Raw genomic sequence first — 21,703 nt, 5'->3', positions numbered from 1 at the left:
CCTATCCTCCCTTTTTCATCCTCCGATAGACGAATTCCGTGGTCTCGGCGGCGGCATCGCCTTCGGCGCGGGCCACGACCTGCGCATGAAGCGGCGATTTCGAACAAACCGGGTCGGTTGCCCGCGCTTCGCCCGCCAGCGCCATGGCCTGGCAGCGGCAGCCGCCGAAATCAACGGTCTTGCGTTCGCAGCTGGCGCAGGGTTCGGGCATCCAGGCCGTGCCGCGGAAGGCGTTGAAGCTGTCCGACAGGTGCCAGATGTCCGACAGGCTGCGCTCCCTGACGTTTTCAAAGCGCATCCAGCCGATCGACTGGGCGGCGTGACAAGGCAGCACCGTCCCGTCCGGCCCCACGTTCAGGCCGGTCGAGCCCCAGCCGCCCATGCAGGCCTTGGGAAAGACCGCGTGGTGGTCGGCGGGGACATAGTCGATGACCATGCGCCCGCGCAGCCGGATGCGGCCTTCGTTCACGACCTGCCGGGCAAAGGCCGCCTGTTCGCGGGTCGGCATCAGGGCGCCGCGGTTCAAGTCGGCCCAACCATGGAACTGCACGGTCGCCACCTCGATCCGGCGCGCGCCAAGACGCTCGGCCAGCTCCAGCATGTCGGGCAGGCGTTCCATGTTCTGGCGGTGGACGACGGCGTTGATGGTCAGCGGAAAGCCGATTTCCGTGACCCAGTCGGCAAAGCCCATCTTCTTGTCCCAGGACCCCGGATGGCCGCTGATCCGGTCGGCCATGTCGGGGCGGATGCCCTGCAGGGACAGCTGAACGTGATCGACGCCGGCGCGGTCCAACTCCTCCAGCCGCTCTCGGGTGATCCCGATCCCCGAGGTGATCAGGTTGACGTAAAGCCCCGCATCCCGCGCATGGCCCACGATCTGCGCCAGGTCGCGCCGGGCGCCGGGCTCGCCGCCCGAGATATGGACCTGCAGGACGCCCAGATCAGCGGCCTCGCGGAAGACGCGGCCCCAGTCATCGGCAGACAGCTCGGACCCCGCACGCACCAGCTCGACCGGATTCGAGCAATAAGGGCAGGCCAGCGGACAGCGATGCGTCACCTCGGCCAGCATCGCCATCGGCAGGCCGGGGGTGACAGGGTTGCCCTCCAGGTCGCGGGGCTGTTGCAACTGGTCCTTCATGCGTCGTCCTTCACGAAGACCATGCGCCGTTCGATCAGGCCGGTCAGGAAATCGCGCACGTCGCCGGCAATCTGATCCTCCGGCGCGTTGTAGCGCGCGGCAAGGCCCGCGACGATCGCCGCCATGCTGCGGGCGCCGTCCAGTTCGGACAGGATCGCCTCACCGATCTGGTCCAGCTGCATGGCACGCTCAGGGGCCTGCAGCACGCGGATGCCCCGCACGCGGTCGCCCTGCAGCCGCACGCCGCGCGGCAGATAGGGCACGTCCTGGGGCTGGATCAGCGGGGTCATGACCGCATGCCTTGGCCGGGGCGCCACGCGCCGGGGGGAATATTGCCCTCGACATAGCCGTGCCACAGCGCGTCCAGCTGCGCCCAGAGGACATCCGTCTTGAAGGTCAGCGCGGCGGCGGCGGCGTCCTGTTTTTCCAGGGTGTTAGCATGGGTCAGGACGTAGTCGAGGCCGAACTTCACGTCCTCGGGGGCCTCGGTCAGGCGCTTCTTGAAATAGGACAGGCTGCTGTCGTCGGCGAAATCGTAATGCTTCAGCAGACCCTCGATGCGCTGCGCATGGATGCGGGGGGCGAAGAGCTCGGTCAGGCTGGCCGCCACCGCATCCAGCAGCGGCATCTCCCGCACAAAGCGCACATAGGCGTCCACCGCAAAACGCGTGGCCGGCATGATGCCCGCGCCACTGGCGACATAATCGGGATCCAGGCCCACTGCCTGCGCCAAGGCCAGCCAGCGACGGATGCCGCCGCCTTCGGTGGTGCCGCCGTCGTGATCCTCGATCCGCTTGCGCCAGGCGCGGCGCAGGTCGGGATCCTCCACCCGGCTCATGAAGGCGGCGTCCTTCATCGGGATGCGCGACTGGTACATCCAGCGGTTGATGACCCAAGCCCGAACCTCGTCCGGGGTACACTGGCCGCCATGCAGGCGCTGATGGAACGGGTGGCGGTCGTGATAGCGTTCGGCGCCGATGGCGCGCAAACGGGCCTCGAAATCCTCGCGCGACTGCGGCTGGCCTGCGCCATCGATGATGTCTTTCACAGCGTGATCTCCATTCCGTCGCGGCCGATCTGCCAGCCCTGCGCCGCGGCCTCCGCCGCCGCGTCGCTGCTGGGATCGACCAGCTGGTTCGAGTTGTTCATGTGGACGAAGATACGACGCCCGATGGCGGTCCCCGCCAGCGCCGGAATCGTATCCGTCACCGCCATATGCCCCATGCGGCGCCCGGTCTTGCGGCCCAGTCCCATCCTGATCATCTCGTCATCCTCCCACAGGGTGCCATCGAACAGCAGCGCATCGACGCCCTCGATCCGGCGGCGCAGCCAATCAGGCAGGTCCGCGCAGCCTGGGATATAGAGGGCGCGGCGTCCGTTGGCGCGCAGTTCGACCCCGACGGTGGTTTCGCCCATCAGGCCCGTTTCGACGACCTCGCCCTCTTGGTACAACGGCACCTTGCCTGGCACCGCGAACAGCGTCGCCTGAAGCCCCGGCAGCAGGTCGATCGTCTGGTCCAAACTGACGGTCAGGCGCGGCACCAGGTCCGGATTGACCGCAGCCAGCATCGGGTTTGCGGCCAAGGCATCATGGATCGCGGAAGTTGCATAAAGGTCGAAGGCCTGGCTCTCCCGCAGGGTCAGCAGCCCCGCCACATGGTCGATATCGCCGTTCGTCAGCAGGACCGCGCGCAGCGGCATGTCGCGGGGACCGGTCGGGTGCAGCGCGGGCGTCGCCGCCAACTGGGCGCGGATATCGGGCGAGGCGTTCAGGATCGCCCATTCCGCGCCATCGGCACTGACCGCGATCGAGCTTTGCGTCAGCGGCGGAATATGCCCCACGCGTGCGGCATTGCAGTTGCCGCAGCCGCAATTCCATTGCGGCAGGCCGCCACCAGCTGCTGCGCCCAGAATGATGATCCGCATCGGGTTTTTCCTGACGAAAAGGGCCCCGCCCGAGCTATCGGACGGGGCCGTTGCCTTGCCTGTCTGACAAGGCTCAGAACAGGACGGGTTCGTCCTCGGCCGGCGCGTACATGTTGATTTCCATGCCGCAGGCAATCTCGGTCAGGGTGGGTTTCGTCCAGGCCATGTGTTCTCCTCCTACATGCCGTTTGCGCCAAGGATCAGAAGGCGACTGGATTCAAATGTAGATCAGGGGCAGGATGAATCAACCCGACAAAGGTCGTAATTCATGGCGGATGCGTGATCGGATGAGCAAAAACGGGGTGCCCGCGCGATGTTTCACCTGATCTTGACCGCCTGCCTGGCCGCCGCTCCGAAGGATTGCGCGACAATTCTTCTGCCGCAGGGCGATGCCGCCTCGCAGCAAGGCTGCGAGGCGCAGGCGCAGCGAATCGCGCAGGCCTGGCTGGCGGCGCGCCCCGAGTTGACAGGCGGTCCCGCGACCTGCCAGGCAAATGCCGACCTGCCGGCATCCAACCTGCAGCAGGTGGCGCCCGGGGTGCATGTGCATGTTGGCCAGGTCATGCAGATGGAACAGTCCCCGGACGGGCGTATCGCCAATTTGGGCGTGGTGGTGGGACGGGACGGCGTGGCCGTGATCGACGCGGGCGTGTCGCGGGCCGAGGGGCAGGCGCTGTATGTCGCGCTGCGGCGCCTGACGGACAAGCCGGTCACCGATCTGGTTCTGACCCATGTCCATCCCGACCACAGCCTTGGCGCATCCGTCCTGGCCGAGGCGGGGGCACGGGTCTGGGGCCATGCGACGCTGCCGCAGGCGCTGAACAGCCGGGGGCCGATCTACCTGGAGAACCTGTCCCGCCTCTATCCGCCGCAGGACTGGGTCGGGATCCAGATCGTGCCGCCCGACCAGACGGTGACCGACACGGCCCGGATCGACCTGGGCGACCGGTCCCTGCTGCTGACGGCTTGGCCTGCCGCGCATACCGACGGTGACCTGACGGTCCTGGAGGAGGCGACCGGAACCTTCTTCGCGGGGGACCTGTTGTTCCGGGATCTTGCTCCTGTTCTTGACGGATCCTTGCGCGGGTGGCTGAATTGGATGGACGAAAGCGCCCCGACGGGCGCGAACATCATCGTGCCGGGCCATGGGCAGCCGGCAACATCTTGGGCCGAGGCAGCCGGGCCGCAGCGCCGGTTCTTGAAAGCGCTTGCGGATGAAACCAGGCGTCAGATCGACGACAACATCCCCATGTCCGAGGCCGTGCCGCGCATTGGCAAGGCCATGGCAGATCAGGCGGAATTCTGGGAAGCTTTTGAAGAGACGGTGGCGCGCGACGCCACCGCCGCCTACAAGGAACTGGAGTGGGACTGATAAAGGTTTGACAGCCGCGCGCCATCTGGAAGATGTTCGCGTCAACATCCGGGCCGTCCGCGGACCGGGTCACCAAGGGAGGATGACTTGAAGACGACTTTGTTCACGACCGCCGCCATCATCGGGCTGACCGCCGGCATGGCGCAGGCGCAGCTGGTGATCGAGCCGGGCAGCGACGACCGCATCAACTGGGCCAGCCTCGACGAGTTCAAGGCGGCCCATCCCGACCTGGAAGGGCAGAGCTTCAACATCCTGGGGCCCTGGCTGGGCGGCGACCAGGAGCTGTTCAGCTCGGTCATCGCCTATTTTAACGACGCGACCGGCGCTGAGGCGAACTATTCGGGATCGGACAGCTTTGAGCAGCAGATCGTCATCGACAGCGAGGCCGGCTCGCCCCCCGACATCGCTGTCTTCCCGCAGCCGGGGCTGGCTTCGGACCTGGCCGAAAAGGGCTTCCTGCGCCCCCTTGGCGAGGAAAACGCCCAGTGGCTGCGCGACAATTATGCCGCCGGCGACAGCTGGGCGGCGCTTGGCACCTATGCCGGCCAGGATGGGACAGAGCAGCTGTTCGCCTTTCCCTACAAGGCCGACGTGAAGTCGCTTGTCTGGTACGTGCCCGAGAACTTCGAGGATGCCGGCTATGACATTCCCGAGACCTATGAGGACCTGAAGGCCCTGACCGAGCAGATCGTGGCCGACGGCGAGACGCCCTGGTGCATCGGCCTGGGATCGGGCGGCGCCACCGGGTGGCCGGCGACCGACTGGGTCGAGGACCTGATGCTGCGCACCGCCTCGCCCGAGGATTACGACGCCTGGACCACTAACCAGATGCCCTTCAACGATCCCAAGGTCGTGGCCGCGATCGAGGAATTCGGCTGGTTCGCCAAGAATCCCGACTATGTCGCCGGCGGTGTCGGCTCGGTCAGCTCGACCGATTTCCGCGAGAGCCCGGCCGGCCTGTTCGACAGCCCGCCCGCCTGCTACATGCACCGCCAGGCCAGCTTCATCCCGACCTTCTTCCCCGAGGGCACGGTCATCGGCCAGGATGCGGACTTCTTCTACATGCCCGCGCCCGCCTCGGGCGACTTGGGCCAGCCGGTCCTGGGCGGCGGCACGATGTTCGCCGTGATGTCGGACAACCCGGCCGCGATGGCCTTCATCGACTTCCTCAAGACGCCCGCCGCGCACGAGATCTGGATGGCGCAGAAGGGCTTCCTGACGCCCTATACCGGCGCCAATCCCGAAGCCTATGGCGACGAGACCCTCAAGCGCATGGGGCAGATCCTGCTGGACGCGACGGTCTTCCGCTTTGATGGATCGGACCTGATGCCGGGCGCGATCGGCGCCGGTGCCTTCTGGACCGGCATGATCGACTATGTCGGCGGTGCCTCGGCCCAGGACGTGGCCGACCAGATCCAGCAGACCTGGTCCTCGCTGAACTGAACGCACAGCAACGACGCGGCGGCGCGGCGGCACGATCCGCCGCGCCCAAGGGCCATACAGGGGGGACTGAGGGATGGAACTGCTTTGGTTGGCGGTCAGCACGATTGTCATCGGCGTCTTTGGCTGCGTGGCCTGGTTCTGGGGGTCGAACTGGCTGCTGGACCGGATCTATCCGCCCAGGGGCGAAAAGGCGGGCGACAACATCCGCCGCGCCAACCAGATCCGTCCCTGGCTGTTCCTGGGCCCGGCGCTGATCTTCCTGACCATGTACCTGGTCTATCCGGTCCTGGACAGCTTCTGGCGGTCGCTGTTCAATTCGAACGGATCGCGCTTTGTCGGGGCGGACAACTACACCTGGCTGATGCGCGACGCCAAGTTCCGCGAATCCATGCTGAACAACATGCTGTGGCTGCTGGTCGTGCCGGCGCTGGCCACGCTGTTCGGCCTGCTGGCCGCGCAGCTGACCGACCGCATCAAATGGGGCAATATCGGCAAGTCGCTGATCTTCATGCCGATGGCGATCAGCTTTGTCGGCGCGGGCGTCATCTGGAAGTTCATCTATGAATACCGCGCGTCGGGAGAAACCCAGATCGGCCTGCTGAACTGGATCGTGACGCAGTTCGGGGGCGAGCCGCAGATCTGGCTGACGCTGCCCGGATGGAACAACTTCTTTCTGATGATCGTGCTGGTCTGGATCCAGACGGGCTTTGCCATGGTGATCCTGTCGGCCGCCCTGCGCGGCATCCCCGAGGAGACCATCGAGGCCGCCATCCTGGACGGCGCCAGCCCCCTGCAGGTCTTCTTCAAGATCAAGGTGCCGCAGATCATGGGCACCATCGCCGTCGTCTGGACCACCGTCACCATCGTCGTGCTGAAGGTCTTCGACATCGTCTTCGTCATGACCAACGGGCAATGGGGCACGCAGGTGCTGGCCAACCTGATGTATGACTGGATGTTCCGCGGGACGCCCGATTACGGACGGGGATCGGCCATCGCCATCGTGCTGATGATCCTGGTGACGCCGATCATGGTCTGGAACATCCATAACGCGCGCAAGGAGGTCCGCTGATGGAGGGCATGGCTGGACAAAAATCCTCGCTGACCTGGACGGTGAACATCGCGGCCTTCCTGCTGGTGCTGCTGTGGACGATCCCGACCCTGGGCCTGTTCGTGTCCTCGTTCCGCGACCGCGACCAGATCTCCACCTCAGGCTGGTGGCAGTCCTTTTCGGGGTCCGAGCAGACGGGCTTTGTCCGCTCGGGGACGGCCGAGGACCAGGTCCAGCAGGACGGGCTCTACGTGATCGAGGGCAGCGCGCTGGAGGGCACGCAGGCGCTGAAGGCCTGGGGCACCGGCGCGCGCAACCCGGCTGAATTCCAGCCGGGCGACACGGCGGACCTGGGCGATGGCATCAGCCTGACCGTGGCCGAGGACGGCAGCTATCGCATGACCTCGGCCCAACCCTTCGAGATGCGGCGGGGCGAGCGGATCTTCACCACGACGGTCTCGCCGCCCAGCTTCACGACCGAGAACTACAACCGCGTGCTGACGGCCGGGGGGCTGGGCCGCGCCTTCATGAACACGATGACGGTGACCATTCCCGCCACGGTGATCCCGATCCTGATCGCGGCCTTCGCGGCCTATGCGCTGGCCTGGATGCAGTTCCCCGGCCGGGCTGTCCTGACCGCCGCGGTCGTGGGCTTGCTGGTGGTGCCGCTGCAGGTGGCGCTGATCCCGCTTCTGCGGCTGCATAACGACCTGGGGATCGGCAAGGGATACCTGGGGATCTGGCTGGCCCATACCGGGTTCGGCCTGCCGCTGGCGGTCTATCTGCTGCGCAACTACATGGTGGGCCTGCCGCGCGAGATCATTGAAAGCGCCCGCGTCGACGGCGCGACCGAGTTCCAGATCTTCCGCCGCATCATCCTGCCGCTGTCTTTCCCGGCGCTGGCCAGCTTCGCGATCTTCCAGTTCCTGTGGGTCTGGAACGATCTGCTGGTGGCCACCGTGTTCCTGGGCAATACCCGCGAACAGCTGGTCATGACCGGCCTCTTGCGCGAACTGATGGGATCGCGCGGTGGCGAATGGGAGATCCTGGCGACCTCGGCCTTCATCTCGATCGCCGTGCCGTTGCTGGTGTTCTTCGCGATGCAGAAATACCTGGTCCGCGGGTTGCTGGCCGGGTCCGTGAAAGGTGGCTGAATTGAACGAAATGACGAGGGACTGGTGGAAGGGCGGCATCATCTATCAGATCTATCCGCGCAGTTTCCAGGACACGACAGGCAGTGGCACCGGCGATCTGGCCGGGATCGCGCAACGGCTGCCCTATGTCGCGTCGCTGGGTGTGGATGCGGTCTGGATCTCGCCCTTCTTCACCTCTCCGATGAAGGACTTCGGCTACGATGTCAGCGACTATCGCGGCATCGACCCGATCTTCGGCACGATGGAGGATTTCGACTGGCTGGTGCAAAGCGCGCACGAGCTGGGGCTGAAGGTCATGATCGACCTGGTGATGTCGCATACCTCGGACCAGCATCCCTGGTTCAAGGAAAGCCGCAGCAGCCACCACAATCCCAAGGCCGACTGGTATGTCTGGTCCGATCCCAAACCCGACGGCACACCGCCGAACAACTGGCTGTCGATCTTTGGCGGCAGCGCCTGGCAATGGGATGCGCGGCGCGAGCAGTACTACCTGCACAACTTCCTGACCTCGCAGCCGGACCTGAACTTCCACAATCCCGCGGTGCAGGACGCCCTGCTGGAGATGGCGCGTTTTTGGCTGGACAAGGGCGTGGACGGCTTTCGCCTGGACACGATCAACTTCTATTTCCACGACGCGCAGCTGCGCGACAACCCGCCCCTGGCGCCGGAGCTGCGCAAGGCCGACACCGCGCCCGCGGTGAACCCCTACAACCACCAGAGCCACCGCTATTCCAAGTCGCAACCCCAGAACCTGGCCTTTCTGGAACGCTTCTACCAGGTGATCGAACCCCATGGCGCGGCCGTGGTGGGCGAGATCGGCGACAGCGAACGCGCGCTGGAACTGCTGGAGGAATATACCGGCGTGCCGGGCCGGGTGCAGATGTCCTATGTCTTCGACTTCCTGTCCGGAGAGGGGCTTTCGGCGCATCGCATCGTCGAGGTGTTCGAGAACCTGCACCGGGTCGCGCCCAATGCCTGGCCCTGCTGGGCGATGTCGAACCATGACGTGGTGCGCCACATCAGCCGCTGGAACCTGTCCGACCCGGCCGCCAAGGCCTATGCCACGGTGCTGGTCAGCCTGCGCGGCTCGGTCTGCCTCTATCAGGGCGAGGAGTTGGGCCTGCCCGAGGCCGAGTTGCGGTTCGAGGAGCTGCGCGACCCCTATGGCATCGAGTTCTGGCCCGAATTCAAGGGCCGCGACGGGTGCCGGACGCCGATGGTCTGGGACATGGGGGTAAACGGCGGCTTTTCGACCAGCCAGCCCTGGTTGCCCGTGCCGCATGCGCATCTGCAGCGTACCGTCGTGGCCCAGGAGGCCGATGCCCAGTCCATGCTGCACCATTACCGGTGGGCCCTAGGCCTGCGCCGCAAGCACAGCGCGCTGCGCGGCGGCACCATGACCGACATTCAGGCCGAGGGACCGGTGCTGTCGTTCCGCCGCCGAGACGACATGCAGACCCTGCTGATCCGCGCCAACCTGTCCGGGGACGAGGTGGCGGGGCTGATGCCGTGGCAGGTCCAGATCATCGAAGGATAAGGGGAGGGACACGGCCATGGCCGATCTGAAACTGACGAATATCGCCAAGGCCTATGGCGACGTGAACGTTCTGAGGGACATCGACCTGACCATCACATCGGGCGAGTTCATCGTCTTCGTCGGCCCCAGCGGTTGCGGCAAGTCCACCCTGCTGCGCATGATCGCGGGACTGGAGCAGATCACCGGCGGCGAGCTGCAGATCGACGGACAGGTGGTGAACGACATCCCGCCCAGCCAGCGCGGCATCGCGATGGTGTTCCAGTCCTATGCGCTCTATCCGCACATGACGGTGCGCGACAACATGGCCTTTGCGCTGAAGATCGCGGGCCAGTCCAAGGAGCAGATCCGCGAGGCGACCGACCGTGCGGGCAGGATGCTGCAGCTGACGCCCTATCTGGACCGCCTGCCCAAGGCACTGTCGGGCGGCCAGCGTCAGCGCGTGGCCATCGGCCGTGCCATCGTGCGCGACCCCAAGGTCTATCTGTTCGACGAACCCCTGTCGAACCTGGACGCGGCGCTGCGCGTGGCCACCCGGATCGAGATCGCGCAACTGAAGGCGTCAATGCCCGACCGCACGATGATCTATGTCACCCATGACCAGACCGAGGCGATGACCCTGGCGGACCGCATCGTTGTGCTGGCAGGCGGCGGCATCGCCCAGGTCGGCGCGCCGCTGGAGCTGTACGAGCGTCCGGTCAACGAATTCGTGGCCCAGTTCATCGGCAGCCCTGCGATGAACCTGCTGCCCGGCACGGTCCGCACCACCGGCCCCGTCACCACCGTCGCCCTGGATGGCGGGCTGGAGGCCGAGGTGGCGATCCCCACCCGTCCCGGGGACGAAGGCATGCAGGTGAACCTGGGCGTCCGCCCCGAGGACATGCGCGAAACCGACGGCGCGGCGGTCTTCGAAGGGACGGTCGATCTGACCGAAGCCCTGGGCGAGGTGACGCTGCTCTATTTCGGGACCAATGCCGAAACCGCGCCGATCATCGCCAAGCTGCCGGGCATCCACCCGGGCCTGAACGGCCGGCGCGTCCGCCTGACGGCGCCGCCGAATACGCTGCACCTGTTCCACGAAGGGCAGTCGCTGCTTTATCGGGATGGTCCGCCGCCGCCCTATGAGGTGCGCGCCGCGGCACCTTCGGGCAGCATGGGCAGCACGCCCGCGGCGCCGGGCGATGACCCCGACCGGATCGAGGAAGGGCTGATCAAGCCCCAGGGCCCGGTGCGCTAAGTCCTGCGGCACGCGACCAAAGTTGCAGATCGCGTGCCACGAATTCTGCTATAGTCCCCCCATCTGGGGAGGAATCATGACGCAGCGCAGCCACGCGGATCTCGTGGCCGAGCAGTCGCAGTCGAAATCCGCGACCTCGGCCCTTGCGGCATCCTGGCGCCGTTCCATGCTGAAACACGGGCTTGATCCCGGCGCCGGGCGACGCCCCGACCGCCTGTCCGAGGTCGAACTGGCCGAGCGGCACGACGCCTTGGCGGCCTTCCTGCGGGTTGCCAAGCCGCAGCTGGACCAGCTTTACAACCTGGTCGGCCTGTCGGGCTGCAACGTTCTTTTGACCGATGCGCAGGGGGTCGTTCTGGACCAGCGTGTCTCGGAGGGCGATGCCGGGCAGTTCCGCGACTGGGGCCTGTGCACCGGAGCCGACTGGTCCGAGGCCGCGCAGGGCACCAATGGCATCGGCACCTGCCTGGTCGAGGGGCGCCAGGTCACCATCCACCGGGACGAGCATTTCCACACGCGCAACATCGGCATGTCCTGCATGGACGCGCCGATCTGGGGCCCCGACGGCAGCCTTCTGGCGGCGCTGGATGTCAGCAGCGCGCGGGCGGACCAGACCGAACGCTACAACCGGCTGATCTCGGCCCAGGTGGCGCAGACGGCCAGGGCGATCGAGGCGATGTATTTCCGCTGCAGCTTTCCCGAGGCCCGGATCGTGCTGGCATCGCACGAGCATGCCGACCAGGCGGTGCTGCTGGCGGTGGACAAGGACGACCTGGCCATCGGCGCCACCCGCGCCGCCCGCCGCGTCCTGGGGCTGGAGCGCGAGGGCGCGATGCGGCCCCGGCCCGCCGCCGACCTGCTGGGCCGTCAGGATGACCTGACCGGTTTTGACAAGGCCGAACGCGCCGCCGTCAAGCGGGCGCTGGCCCGCGCCGAAGGCAACGTGTCCAAGGCGGCGCGCGCCCTGGGGATCGGGCGGGCGACGATGTACCGCCGCATGGCGCGGCTGGGGATCAGCGAAAACCACGCCTGACTGTCTCATGGCTGAGACAGCTTCTGCGGCGCGGCGAGAAAGGGCGGTTGTTCCGAATCATCAAGCGCCCGAATTTCGAGCCATACCCGGATGGGGAGTTCCGGGAAAATCCAGAGGAGGAACCAATGCCGAACGACCAGACGCATGAATTCAAGGGCGTGGGCGTCATGCCCTTTGCCAGCCGCTACGACAACTTCATCGGCGGCAAGTGGATGGCGCCCAAGTCGGGCCAGTACTTCATCAACACGACCCCGATCACCGGCGGCCAGATCGGCGAGATTGCGCGCTCGAACGCCGCCGACATCGAGGCCGCGCTGGATGCGGCCCATGCCGCCAAGGATGCCTGGGGCCGGACCTCGACCACCGAACGCTCGAACGCGCTGCTGAAGATCGCCGACCGGATGGAGCAGAACCTGCAGCTGCTGGCCACCGCCGAGACCTGGGACAACGGCAAGCCGATCCGCGAAACGATGGCCGCCGACCTGCCGCTGGCGATCGACCATTTCCGCTATTTCGCCGGCGTCCTGCGCGCCCAGGAAGGCGGCATCAGCGAGATCGACCACGACACCATCGCCTATCACTTCCACGAGCCCCTGGGCGTGGTGGGTCAGATCATCCCGTGGAACTTTCCGCTGCTGATGGCCTGCTGGAAACTGGCCCCGGCGCTGGCCGCGGGCAACTGCGTGGTGCTGAAGCCGGCCGAGCAGACCCCGGCCACGATCATGGTCTTTGCCGAGCTGATCGCCGACATCCTGCCGCCGGGCGTGCTGAACATCGTGAACGGTTTCGGCCTGGAGGCGGGCAAGCCGCTGGCCTCGAACCCGCGCATCGCCAAGATCGCCTTCACCGGGGAAACCACCACCGGCCGGCTGATCATGCAATATGCATCGGAAAACCTGATCCCGGTGACGCTGGAACTGGGCGGCAAGTCGCCCAACATCTTCCATGAGGATGTCTGCCGCGAGGATGACGACTTCTTCGACAAGGCGATCGAGGGCTTTGTCATGTTCGCGCTGAACCAGGGCGAGGTCTGCACCTGTCCGTCGCGCGCCCTGATCCACGAAAAGATCTATGACCAGTTCATGGAGCGGGCGCTGAAGCGCGTCGAGGCCATCGTGCAGGGCGACCCGCGCGACAGCGCCACCATGATCGGCGCCCAGGCCTCGAGCGAGCAGAAGGAGAAGATCCTCTCCTACTTCGACATCGGTCGCAAGGAAGGCGCCGAGGTCCTGACCGGCGGCGAGGCGGCCGACCATGGCGGCGAGCTGTCGGGCGGCTATTACATCAAGCCCACGGTCTTCAAGGGCCACAACAAGATGCGCGTCTTCCAGGAGGAGATCTTTGGCCCGGTCGTGTCCGTGACCACCTTCAAGGACCATGACGAGGCGCTGTCGATCGCCAATGACACGCTGTATGGCCTGGGCGCGGGCCTGTGGTCGCGCGACGCCAACACCTGCTATCGCTTTGGCCGCGCCATCCAGGCAGGCCGGGTCTGGACCAACTGCTATCACGCCTATCCGGCCCATGCGGCCTTTGGCGGCTACAAGCAGTCGGGCATCGGTCGCGAAAACCACCGCATGATGCTGGACCACTATCAGCAGACTAAGAACATGCTGGTCAGCTACAGCCCCAAGAAGCTGGGCTTCTTCTGATTGGGACATGACAAGGCGGGGGCGGCCCGGTCACGGGCCGCCCCTTGCCGCAACCCGCGGCAGGTCACCGGCGTTGGGGCTGATCGTCCACGTCAACTCGGACAGAACCATGCCCAAGGACAGCATCATCGACCCTGAAGACGCCGCGGAAAGCGCGGGGCTGGTTTATGTCAACGACGACATGCCCGGCATCACCCGCCAGCGATCGGGCAAGGGCTTCACCTATCGCGACGCGACCGGCAAGACCATTCGCGACGCGGCCCGTCGCAAGCAACTGGCCGCCCTGGCCATCCCGCCGGCCTATACCGATGTCTGGATCTGTCCGGACCCGCGCGGGCATATCCAGGCCACCGGCCGCGACGACAAGGGGCGCAAGCAGTACCGCTATCACCCTGCCTTCCGCGAGGTCCGCGACGGGGCCAAGTACCACCGGATGCTGGATTTCGCTAAGGTGCTGCCCAAGGTGCGCCAGCAGGTCTCCGAAGACATGTCCCGCCGCGGAATGCCCGCCGAGAAGGTGCTGGCGACGGTGGTCTATCTGCTGGAAAACACCATGATCCGGGTCGGCAACGCCGATTACGCCAAGCAGAACAAGTCGCATGGCCTGACCACACTGAGGACGCGGCACGTCAAGCTGGCGGGCAACGAGGTCCGCTTCCGCTTTCGCGGCAAGAGCGGCAAGGAATGGAACCTGGGCCTGCGGGACCGGCGCATCGCCCGCATCATCAAGGCCGCGCAGGACATTCCGGGCCAGCACCTGTTCCAATACCTTGACGAGGAGGGCCATCCCCATCCCGTCAGCTCGACCGAGGTGAATGCCTATCTGCGCAAGATCAGCGGCAGCAACATCACGGCCAAGGACTTCCGCACCTGGACCGGCACCGTCCTGGCGGCCCTGGCCCTGGCCGAATTCGAGAAGGCCGACAGCCAGGCCGCCGCCAAGCGCAATGTCCGCGACGCCATCGAGGCGGTGGCGGCGCGGCTTGGCAACACCCCCACCATCTGCCGCAAGTGTTATGTCCATCCGCAGGTGATCGATGCCTATCTGGCAAACGAGCTGAAGCTGGAATTGCAGGGCAGTATCGACGACAATCTGAACAGCGCCGACCTGCATCCCGAGGAAAAGCAGGTTATGCGCTTTCTGAAACGGAGGTTGAAGGCATGAGCACGGTCACCGCCACATCCGAGGCGCTGAAGCTGATCGAGGAGATCGTGGCAGACCACGGCCCGGTCCTGTTCCACCAGTCGGGGGGCTGCTGCGACGGGTCCTCGCCCATGTGCTATCCGCAAGGCGATTTCCGCGTGGGAGAGCGCGACGTCAAGCTGGGAGAGATCGGCGGCGCACCCTTCTATATCTCGGCCAGCCAGTACGAGGCATGGAAGCACACCGACCTGATCATCGACGTGGTGGCGGGCCGGGGCGGCATGTTCAGCCTGGACAACGGCCGCGAGAAGCGTTTCCTGACCCGGTCCGAGATGTGCCGGATCTGATCCCTCCGGCGTTGTGACCCCGGTCGTGATCCGCTAGAGAAGGCGCGGTCCTGTCAGCAAAGTGAACCCCATGTCCCACAGCGTCTTCATCGATGGCGAAGCCGGCACCACCGGCCTGCAGATCCGCGACCGGCTTCTGGGGCGCGACGACATCCGACTGGTCCAGGTCGATCCCGCGCGGCGCAAGGACCCGCAGGCGCGGCGCGAGGCCTTTGAACAGGCCGACGTGGCGATCCTGTGCCTGCCCGACGATGCCGCCCGCGAGGCGGTGGACCTGACGCGCGACATGAGCGTGCGGCTGATCGACGCCTCGACCGCGCACCGGATCGACCCGAACTGGGTCTTCGGCTTTCCCGAACTGAATTCCGGCATGCGCCGGCAGATCGCCGCGGCGCGCCATGTCAGCAATCCCGGCTGCTATTCGACCGGCGCCATCGCCATGATCGCGCCCCTGGTCAAGGCCGGGCTGATCGACGAGGCCGAGGCGCTGTCGATCAACGCGGTCAGCGGTTATACCGGCGGCGGCAAGGCGCTGATCGCCGACTACGAGGCCGGGACCGCGCCCGTGCATTTCGTCTATGGCCTGACGCAGCGCCACAAGCACATCCCCGAGATCATGACCCGCGGCGGGCTGCTGATGCAGCCGATCTTCGCACCGTCGGTCGGCAATTTCGCGCAGGGCATGGCGGTGCAGCTGCCCCTGCATCTGGGCGGCGACCGCACGATCCGGGCGCTGCACCAGGCGATGGCGGATCATTATCAGGACCAGGATTTCGTCCAGGTCGTCGCGGCGGCGGATCTGGGCGACCGCATCGACCCCACCGCGCTGAACAACACCAACCTGATGCGCATCAGCGTCCATGGCGACGAGGAGATTGGCTGCGCGACCGTCATCGCGGTGCTGGACAACCTGGGCAAGGGCGCGTCGGGGGCTGCGGTGCAGAACCTGAACATCATGCTGGGACTGCCCGAGGCGGCAGGCCTCTGAGCCGGGCGCGAAAATCGACCGGGCCCGCCGATAGGTTTTGACGGAGCCGGGGCGCGGCGGCTAAGCCGGGATGCAGGGCCGCGCAGTGGCGGGTCCGACGCATCGTGGTTTTTTCCAAGGTTTCGCAATGGCCCGTATTTACGCCGATCTGGGGTTCGACCAGACCAACCTCGATCTCAGTCTGCTTTATTACGACGCGCTTGAGACCCAATTCTTGAACAACCACAATGTGCTGAACCGCGGCCGCGTGATCGAGGATCTGCTGGTCGTGGTCTACGAGAACCAGGGCACTCTGGGGGTCGTCGGCCTGGGCGGCGCGGGCATCCGGATGATCGGCGACCGCATCACCGGCGGCACCCTCACCAATATCAGCCAGGTGCTGTCGGACGGGGACGACTATCAGAACCATTTCGAGTTCGACCGGATCAGCTTGCCGCTGGTCGAGTTCTATGACGCGATGCTGAGCTTTTCGCGCGCCGATGACAACCGGCTGATCGAGCGCGCGCTGTCTGGCGACGACACTTTCGAGCTGAGCTTTCAGGCGGACCGGGCCTTTGGCATGGCCGGCAACGACACGCTTTACGGCTTTGGCGGAAGCGACACCCTGGGCGGCGGCTCGGGGCGCGACGTGATCCATGGGGGCAGGGGCGACGACCGGCTGATGCTGGACGGCCAGGACGACCTTTTGGACGGGGGGATCGGCCGCGACTGGCTGGCCGTGCGGGGAGACAGGGCCGCGCAGATCGACCTGGCCCGGACGGACCGGCAGGACACGGGGCACGGCATGGATCGCATCCTGAACATCGAGAACCTGCAGGGCGGGGCGGGCGCGGACCGGCTCAGCGGCGATGCCTTGGCCAACCTGATCCAGGGCGGCGGGGGCGCGGATCGCCTTGCCGGCCGCCGTGGCGGCGACCTGCTGGTGGGGCAGGACGGAAACGACAGGCTGGACGGCGGCATCGGGGCCGATCTGCTGGAGGGCGGGTCCGGCAGCGACCATTTGATCGGCGGACTGGGCGCGGACCGGCTGACGGGCGGTCTGGGCGGGGATGTCTTTGTCTTCCGGACTGCGGAAGACAGCCGGTTTGCCGGCCGCGACATCATCACCGATTTCAACGCCCGCGGCGACCGGATCGACTTGGGTGACATCGATGCCGACCTTCTGGCGGCCGGCAACAATGCCTTCACCTTGCAGATCGGCGGCGAGCTTGAGCCGGGCCGCGGCGGACAGCTGATCGCGCTGCGGAGCGTCCGCGGCCCGGCCCAGACCGACCTGCTGATGGACGTGGATGGCGACGGTCAGGCGGATGCGGCCATCCGGCTGGCCGGGCATCACGCGTTGACCGAGGCGAACTTCATCCTCTGACCTCAGGCTCTGCCTGATTTTCGGGCAAGAGCTTTCTGGCCCGGGCCGGCGGTACAGTGCGGGCTTGCCAAGCCTTCGGCGCGGTTGTCTCTGGCAGTGATGAAGCGGCTTTCAATCATCGTGGTCGAACGGGACCGGGACCGGGCGCTGAGGATCGTGGACGGTCTGCGCGCCTCGGGCGATCATGCGGTGACCGTGATCGCCGAGGAAACCGGCTTGGCCCGCCGCATTGCCGACCAGCAGCCGGACATCGTGCTGATCGACGTGGCCGATCCTTCGCGTGACGTGCTGGAGGAACTGGCCCTGATGTCGGGTCCGCTGGACCGGCCCGTGGCCATGTTCGTCGACCGGTCGGACGAACAGCTGACCCGCGCGGCGATCGAGGCGGGGGTCTCGGCCTATGTCGTCGACGGGCTGCACAGGGACCGCATCAAGCCGATCCTGGACGCGGCCATCGCCCGGTTCCACATGTTCCAGAAGATGCGCGCCGAACTGGCCGCCACCAAGGCCGCGCTGGAGGAGCGCAAGATCATCGACCGCGCCAAGGCCATCCTGATGAAGGCGCGCGGCATCGACGAAGAGGCCGCCTATGCCCTGCTGCGCAAGACCGCGATGGACCAGAAGCGCCGCGTGGCCGACATCGCGCAGCAGCTGGTCATGGCGGCGGGGCTCTTGTCATGACCGACCGGCTGCGCCTGGGCTATCTGCCGCTGACCGATGCCGCGCCGCTGATCATCGCGCAGGAACTGGGATTTGCCGCCGAAGAGGGGCTGGCGCTGGACCTGGTCCCCGTCGGCAGCTGGGCGCAAAGCCGTGACCTGCTGGGCACGGGCGGGATCGATGCGGCGCATATGCTGGTGCCCCTGCCCATTGCGCAAAGCCTGGGGCTGGGGCCGGCCTATCCGGAGTTTGACCTGCTGATGGTCCTGTCCCAGGGCGGGCAGGCGATCGCGGTCTCCTCGGCGCTGGAGGCACGGCTGCGCGGCGGGGGGCATGGCTTTGATTTCGATGACCCTCTGGCGGCGCGGGCGGCGTTAGCAAAGGCGCATCCGGGGCAGCTGCGGGTTGGCGTCCCCTTTCCCTTTTCGACCCAAGCCGAACTGGTGCGGCACTGGCTGGACGGCACCGATCTGGCCCACAGGCTGACCATCCATACGGTTCCGCCCCCGCAGATGGCCGATGCGCTGGCCACGGACGAGGTCGACGCCTGTTGCGTGGGCGAGCCTTGGGCATCGTTCGCCGTCGAACAGGGCAGGGGCGCGCTGCTGCTGGCGGGTCGGGCGATCTGGGCCGCTGCGCCCGAAAAGGGTCTGGTGATGACCCGCGACCGGGCCGAGGCGCGCCCCGGCCAGACCGGCCGGCTGATGCGGGCGCTGTGGCGCGCGGGCCGCTGGCTGGACCAGCCCGACGCGCGGGGCACCGCGGCCGAGATCCTGTCGCGCGCCGGTTATCTGAACCTGTCGCCGGAGATTTGTGAACGCGGCCTCTTGGGCCGGTTGCACGTGACCGCGACCGGTGAACTGCGCCAGTTTCCCGACTTCGTCCGCTTTCACGCCCAGGGGGCCACCTTTCCCTGGCGCAGCATCGCCGTGATGCTGGGTGCACGCATGGCGCAGCGCCACGGCCTGGATCCGGATCAGGCGATGACGCGGGCGGCGGCTTGTTTCCGAACCGACCTCTATCGTCGCCACCTGCGCGAGGCGGGCGCTGACCTGCCCGGATCCTCGGCCAAGGTCGAGGGCGCGATCGCAGCCCCGACCGCCGTGGCGGCCGAAAAGGGGCAGATGATTCTGGGCCCCGATGCCTTTTTCGACGGTCATGTCTTCGACATGGCGTCCGATACGCGCTGAATTCTCAGGCAGTCTGCCCCATTTCGCAGCCACCGCGAACAGCGCGGGCCGGCAGGTCCCCCCGCGGCTTGACCGCCGGTCCCCCAGCCGCAATCCTGGGATCAAGTCGGATGCAACGGCGCTCCGAACTTCGATCTGTCCGCAAGGAAGCGGGCCTTCCCCTTCAGGCAATGTCGCCACCGTATTCGTGCCCCTCGATGGGTGGCGATGCCGGTGGCTTTCGTTTTTCCGGCCCGCATCCCGACCCGCGGACTGACAGCAAGGACCAGCCAGATGACCCTGTTCAAGCCCTCGTCCCGCCGCAGCTTCCTGAAATCGGCCAGCGGCGCGCTGGCCACCATGGCCGCCGCCCGCCTTGCCCTGCCGGGCGGCGCCTGGGCCGCCACGCCCGCGCCCGAGGTCATGGGCTGCAAGCTGGGCTATATCGCCCTGACCGACAGCGCGCCGCTGATCATCGCCCTTGAAAAGGGGTTCTTCGCGAAACACGGCATGCCCGACGTCTTGGTCGAAAAGCAGGCCAGCTGGGGCGCGACGCGCGACAACATGGCGCTTGGCTCGGGTTCCGGCGGGATCGACGGCGGGCATATCCTGCGGCCCAAGGTACATCTCTATTCCACCGGCAGCGTCATGCAGAACAGCCAGCCGCTGCCGATGTACACGCTGTTGAACCTGAACGAGGACGGGCAGGGCCTGTCCGTGCGTCAGGAATATGCCGACAGCGGCGTGGGCCTGGACAGCGGCCCCCTGAAGGAGATCTTTGCCGCCCGCAAGGCCGCCGGCCAGGACGTGCCGGTCGCCATGACCTTCCCCGGCGGCACGCATGACCTGTGGATGCGCTACTGGCTGGCGGCGGGGGGCATCGACCCGGTCTCCGAGGTCGACCTGATCGTCGTGCCGCCCCCGCAGATGGTCGCCAACATGAAGGTCGGCAACATGGAGGCCTTCTGCGTCGGAGAGCCGTGGAACGAGCAGTTGGTGAACCAGAAGATCGGCTTTACCGCCGCCACCACCGGTGAGCTGTGGAACCGCCATCCCGAAAAGGTGCTGGGCATGCGGGCGGCTTGGGTGGACGCCAACCCCAACGCCACCGTCGCCCTGATGATGGCGGTGATGGAGGCGCAGATGTGGTGCGACCTGCCCGAGAACAAGCAGGAGATGGCCGAGATCATCGGCCGCCGCCAATGGTTCAACGTGCCCGTCGCGGACATCATCGGCCGCATCCAGGGCCGGATCAACTATGGCAATGGCCGGGTCGAGGACCGCCCGGACCTGGCGATGAAGTTCTGGGGCGAAAACGGCGAAACCTCCTATCCGTGGAAGTCGCTGGACAGCTGGTTCATCACCGAAAACAAGCGGTGGGGCTATCTGCCGGGCGACCTGGACACGGCGGCCCTGGTCGACCGCACGAACCGCAGCGACCTGTGGCTGGCCGCCGCCAAGGGGCTGGGCCTGTCGGTCGATTTCGGCGACAGCCGCGGGGTCGAGACCTTCTTCGACGGCAAGACCTTTGATCCGGCGAACCCCGACGCCTATCTGGACGCCCAGTCCATCAAGGCGATGGTGTGACCCGATGAACGTCACCGCATTGAAGCGCAAGCTGGACCTGACCCCCAGGCCCGCAGCCCCCTCCGCAGCCCCCGTCGTGGCGCTGCCCCCCCGCAGCCCCGACCGCCTGGCCCCCTGGCGCAAGCGCGGCGCGTCGCTGGCCGGCAACGTCCTGCCGCCGCTGGCCGTGCTGGTCGTCCTGCTGACGATCTGGCAGGTCGGCGCCTCGGGCGAGGGCAGCGGCCTGCCCACGCCGGTGCAGGTCTGGATCGACAGCGGCTTCCTGATCCTGGAGCCGTTCTACGTCTATGGCACCCAAGACATCGGCCTGGGCTGGCGCGTCCTGACCTCGTTGGAGCGTGTGGCCTATGGGTTCGGGCTGGCCGCCGTGGTCGGCGTGCTGACCGGCGCGGTCATCGGGCAATCGGCGCTGATGATGCGCGGCTTCGATCCGATCTTCCAGATCCTGCGCACCGTGCCGCCGCTGGCCTGGCTGCCCATCAGCCTGGCCGCCTTCATGGACAGCGGGCCGTCGGCGATCTTCGTGATCTTCATCACCGCGATCTGGCCGGTGATCATCAACACCGCCGCGGGCGTGCGCGCCATCCCGCAGGATTACCGCAATGTCGCCGCCGTCCTGCGCCTGAACCAGGTCGAGTTCTTTTGGAAGATCATGGTCCCCGCCGCCGCCCCCTACATCTTTTCGGGGCTGCGCATCGGGGTGGGGCTGTCCTGGCTGGCCATCGTCGCGGCCGAGATGCTGACCGGCGGCGTAGGCATCGGCTTCTTCATCTGGGATGCGTGGAACAGTTCGCGGCTCAGCGACATCATCGTGGCCTTGGCCTATATCGGCGGCACGGGCTTCATCCTGGATCGTCTGGTCGGCTGGATCGGACGCATCGTCTCTCGCGGCACGGCCGGGTAAG

Annotated in this window: 21 protein-coding genes; 16 read left to right on the top strand and 5 right to left on the bottom strand. The window is 66.6% G+C overall.

The window, feature by feature from the left end; all coding sequences use genetic code 11:
- Window position 1: 1 nt before the first annotated feature.
- The 5 genes from pqqE to pqqA all read right to left on the bottom strand — a co-directional run bounded on the left by pqqE (window position 2) and on the right by pqqA (window position 3,230).
- The gene (gene pqqE / locus ACZ2G3_RS16075; protein ID WP_470396971.1) at window positions 2–1,138 is read right to left on the bottom strand and encodes a pyrroloquinoline quinone biosynthesis protein PqqE; all 1,137 of its coding nucleotides are present in this window, start codon (window positions 1,136–1,138) and stop codon (window positions 2–4) included.
- Window positions 1,135–1,428, bottom strand: a complete 294-nt coding sequence (gene pqqD, locus ACZ2G3_RS16070) for a pyrroloquinoline quinone biosynthesis peptide chaperone PqqD (protein ID WP_419268508.1) — start codon at window positions 1,426–1,428, stop codon at window positions 1,135–1,137. The genes pqqE and pqqD overlap by 4 nt, the downstream gene beginning before the upstream one ends.
- Window positions 1,425–2,177 (bottom strand): pyrroloquinoline-quinone synthase PqqC, encoded by a 753-nt coding sequence (gene pqqC / locus ACZ2G3_RS16065; protein WP_470399175.1) that lies wholly within the window; start codon window positions 2,175–2,177, stop codon window positions 1,425–1,427. The genes pqqD and pqqC overlap by 4 nt, the downstream gene beginning before the upstream one ends.
- Before the next feature lie 5 nt (window positions 2,178–2,182).
- Entirely contained in the window at window positions 2,183–3,064 is an 882-nt protein-coding gene (pqqB, locus tag ACZ2G3_RS16060) for a pyrroloquinoline quinone biosynthesis protein PqqB (RefSeq protein WP_470396970.1), read from the bottom strand.
- Window positions 3,065–3,137: 73 nt separating this feature from the next.
- Window positions 3,138–3,230 (bottom strand): pyrroloquinoline quinone precursor peptide PqqA, encoded by a 93-nt coding sequence (pqqA, locus tag ACZ2G3_RS16055; protein ID WP_111299049.1) that lies wholly within the window; start codon window positions 3,228–3,230, stop codon window positions 3,138–3,140.
- Between the two features lie 147 nt (window positions 3,231–3,377).
- Between pqqA and ACZ2G3_RS16050 the strand changes: the two genes are divergently transcribed.
- The 16 genes from ACZ2G3_RS16050 to ntrB all read left to right on the top strand — a co-directional run bounded on the left by ACZ2G3_RS16050 (window position 3,378) and on the right by ntrB (window position 21,702).
- Window positions 3,378–4,436: a quinoprotein relay system zinc metallohydrolase 2 gene (locus ACZ2G3_RS16050; RefSeq protein ID WP_470396969.1), complete on the top strand. Its 1,059-nt coding sequence runs from the start codon at window positions 3,378–3,380 to the stop codon at window positions 4,434–4,436.
- An 87-nt stretch (window positions 4,437–4,523) separates the two neighbouring features.
- Window positions 4,524–5,879, top strand: a complete 1,356-nt coding sequence (locus ACZ2G3_RS16045) for an ABC transporter substrate-binding protein (RefSeq protein ID WP_470396968.1) — start codon at window positions 4,524–4,526, stop codon at window positions 5,877–5,879.
- Window positions 5,880–5,952: 73 nt separating this feature from the next.
- Window positions 5,953–6,948, top strand: a complete 996-nt coding sequence (locus ACZ2G3_RS16040; protein WP_470396967.1) for a carbohydrate ABC transporter permease — start codon at window positions 5,953–5,955, stop codon at window positions 6,946–6,948.
- The gene (locus tag ACZ2G3_RS16035; protein WP_419268503.1) at window positions 6,948–8,081 is read left to right on the top strand and encodes a carbohydrate ABC transporter permease; all 1,134 of its coding nucleotides are present in this window, start codon (window positions 6,948–6,950) and stop codon (window positions 8,079–8,081) included. The genes ACZ2G3_RS16040 and ACZ2G3_RS16035 overlap by 1 nt, the downstream gene beginning before the upstream one ends.
- Window positions 8,082–8,091: 10 nt before the next feature.
- Entirely contained in the window at window positions 8,092–9,618 is a 1,527-nt protein-coding gene (locus ACZ2G3_RS16030; RefSeq protein WP_470399173.1) for an alpha-amylase family glycosyl hydrolase, read from the top strand.
- Window positions 9,619–9,634: 16 nt separating this feature from the next.
- Window positions 9,635–10,852, top strand: a complete 1,218-nt coding sequence (locus ACZ2G3_RS16025; RefSeq protein WP_470396966.1) for an ABC transporter ATP-binding protein — start codon at window positions 9,635–9,637, stop codon at window positions 10,850–10,852.
- Between the two features lie 76 nt (window positions 10,853–10,928).
- The gene (locus ACZ2G3_RS16020; RefSeq protein ID WP_470396965.1) at window positions 10,929–11,885 is read left to right on the top strand and encodes a GAF domain-containing protein; all 957 of its coding nucleotides are present in this window, start codon (window positions 10,929–10,931) and stop codon (window positions 11,883–11,885) included.
- Between the two features lie 125 nt (window positions 11,886–12,010).
- Window positions 12,011–13,537: an aldehyde dehydrogenase gene (adh, locus tag ACZ2G3_RS16015; protein ID WP_419268499.1), complete on the top strand. Its 1,527-nt coding sequence runs from the start codon at window positions 12,011–12,013 to the stop codon at window positions 13,535–13,537.
- A gap of 109 nt (window positions 13,538–13,646) precedes the next feature.
- Window positions 13,647–14,702, top strand: a complete 1,056-nt coding sequence (locus tag ACZ2G3_RS16010; RefSeq protein WP_419268498.1) for a DNA topoisomerase IB — start codon at window positions 13,647–13,649, stop codon at window positions 14,700–14,702.
- The gene (locus ACZ2G3_RS16005) at window positions 14,699–15,028 is read left to right on the top strand and encodes a DUF779 domain-containing protein (protein ID WP_470396964.1); all 330 of its coding nucleotides are present in this window, start codon (window positions 14,699–14,701) and stop codon (window positions 15,026–15,028) included. The genes ACZ2G3_RS16010 and ACZ2G3_RS16005 overlap by 4 nt, the downstream gene beginning before the upstream one ends.
- Before the next feature lie 70 nt (window positions 15,029–15,098).
- On the top strand, window positions 15,099–16,016 hold the full coding sequence (gene argC, locus ACZ2G3_RS16000) for an N-acetyl-gamma-glutamyl-phosphate reductase (RefSeq protein WP_470396963.1): 918 nt from the start codon (window positions 15,099–15,101) through the stop codon (window positions 16,014–16,016).
- Between the two features lie 127 nt (window positions 16,017–16,143).
- Window positions 16,144–17,382 carry a calcium-binding protein gene (locus ACZ2G3_RS15995; RefSeq protein WP_470396962.1) on the top strand — a complete coding sequence of 413 codons (1,239 nt, stop codon included), beginning with the start codon at window positions 16,144–16,146 and terminating at the stop codon, window positions 17,380–17,382.
- Between the two features lie 96 nt (window positions 17,383–17,478).
- Entirely contained in the window at window positions 17,479–18,063 is a 585-nt protein-coding gene (locus ACZ2G3_RS15990; protein ID WP_419268840.1) for an ANTAR domain-containing response regulator, read from the top strand.
- The gene (locus ACZ2G3_RS15985; protein WP_470396961.1) at window positions 18,060–19,232 is read left to right on the top strand and encodes an ABC transporter substrate-binding protein; all 1,173 of its coding nucleotides are present in this window, start codon (window positions 18,060–18,062) and stop codon (window positions 19,230–19,232) included. Before ACZ2G3_RS15990 ends, ACZ2G3_RS15985 begins: the two co-directional genes overlap by 4 nt.
- A 273-nt stretch (window positions 19,233–19,505) precedes the next feature.
- The gene (locus ACZ2G3_RS15980; RefSeq protein ID WP_470396960.1) at window positions 19,506–20,798 is read left to right on the top strand and encodes a CmpA/NrtA family ABC transporter substrate-binding protein; all 1,293 of its coding nucleotides are present in this window, start codon (window positions 19,506–19,508) and stop codon (window positions 20,796–20,798) included.
- Between the two features lie 4 nt (window positions 20,799–20,802).
- Window positions 20,803–21,702 (top strand): nitrate ABC transporter permease, encoded by a 900-nt coding sequence (gene ntrB / locus ACZ2G3_RS15975; protein ID WP_470396959.1) that lies wholly within the window; start codon window positions 20,803–20,805, stop codon window positions 21,700–21,702.
- The last annotated feature ends 1 nt before the right edge of the window (window position 21,703 follow it).

The sequence above is a fragment of the Paracoccus sp. KKT209 genome (assembly GCF_055635455.1).
The sequence above is the reverse complement of the archived record's forward strand: the minus strand, read 5'-3'. Positions and strand labels throughout refer to the sequence as shown.

What these genes read in the sequence shown, in the direction of transcription:
- pqqE (WP_470396971.1), bottom strand. Translation starts at nt 1,138, where the DNA reads ATGAAGGACCAGTTGCAACAGCCCCGCGACCTGGAGGGCAACCCTGTC.
- pqqD (WP_419268508.1), bottom strand. Translation starts at nt 1,428, where the DNA reads ATGACCCCGCTGATCCAGCCCCAGGACGTGCCCTATCTGCCGCGCGGC.
- pqqB (WP_470396970.1), bottom strand. Translation starts at nt 3,064, where the DNA reads ATGCGGATCATCATTCTGGGCGCAGCAGCTGGTGGCGGCCTGCCGCAA.
- pqqA (WP_111299049.1), bottom strand. Translation starts at nt 3,230, where the DNA reads ATGGCCTGGACGAAACCCACCCTGACCGAGATTGCCTGCGGCATGGAA.
- ACZ2G3_RS16050 (WP_470396969.1), top strand. Translation starts at nt 3,378, where the DNA reads ATGTTTCACCTGATCTTGACCGCCTGCCTGGCCGCCGCTCCGAAGGAT.
- ACZ2G3_RS16040 (WP_470396967.1), top strand. Translation starts at nt 5,953, where the DNA reads ATGGAACTGCTTTGGTTGGCGGTCAGCACGATTGTCATCGGCGTCTTT.
- ACZ2G3_RS16035 (WP_419268503.1), top strand. Translation starts at nt 6,948, where the DNA reads ATGGAGGGCATGGCTGGACAAAAATCCTCGCTGACCTGGACGGTGAAC.
- ACZ2G3_RS16030 (WP_470399173.1), top strand. Translation starts at nt 8,092, where the DNA reads ATGACGAGGGACTGGTGGAAGGGCGGCATCATCTATCAGATCTATCCG.
- ACZ2G3_RS16025 (WP_470396966.1), top strand. Translation starts at nt 9,635, where the DNA reads ATGGCCGATCTGAAACTGACGAATATCGCCAAGGCCTATGGCGACGTG.
- ACZ2G3_RS16020 (WP_470396965.1), top strand. Translation starts at nt 10,929, where the DNA reads ATGACGCAGCGCAGCCACGCGGATCTCGTGGCCGAGCAGTCGCAGTCG.
- adh (WP_419268499.1), top strand. Translation starts at nt 12,011, where the DNA reads ATGCCGAACGACCAGACGCATGAATTCAAGGGCGTGGGCGTCATGCCC.
- ACZ2G3_RS16010 (WP_419268498.1), top strand. Translation starts at nt 13,647, where the DNA reads ATGCCCAAGGACAGCATCATCGACCCTGAAGACGCCGCGGAAAGCGCG.
- ACZ2G3_RS16005 (WP_470396964.1), top strand. Translation starts at nt 14,699, where the DNA reads ATGAGCACGGTCACCGCCACATCCGAGGCGCTGAAGCTGATCGAGGAG.
- argC (WP_470396963.1), top strand. Translation starts at nt 15,099, where the DNA reads ATGTCCCACAGCGTCTTCATCGATGGCGAAGCCGGCACCACCGGCCTG.
- ACZ2G3_RS15995 (WP_470396962.1), top strand. Translation starts at nt 16,144, where the DNA reads ATGGCCCGTATTTACGCCGATCTGGGGTTCGACCAGACCAACCTCGAT.
- ACZ2G3_RS15985 (WP_470396961.1), top strand. Translation starts at nt 18,060, where the DNA reads ATGACCGACCGGCTGCGCCTGGGCTATCTGCCGCTGACCGATGCCGCG.
- ACZ2G3_RS15980 (WP_470396960.1), top strand. Translation starts at nt 19,506, where the DNA reads ATGACCCTGTTCAAGCCCTCGTCCCGCCGCAGCTTCCTGAAATCGGCC.
- ntrB (WP_470396959.1), top strand. Translation starts at nt 20,803, where the DNA reads ATGAACGTCACCGCATTGAAGCGCAAGCTGGACCTGACCCCCAGGCCC.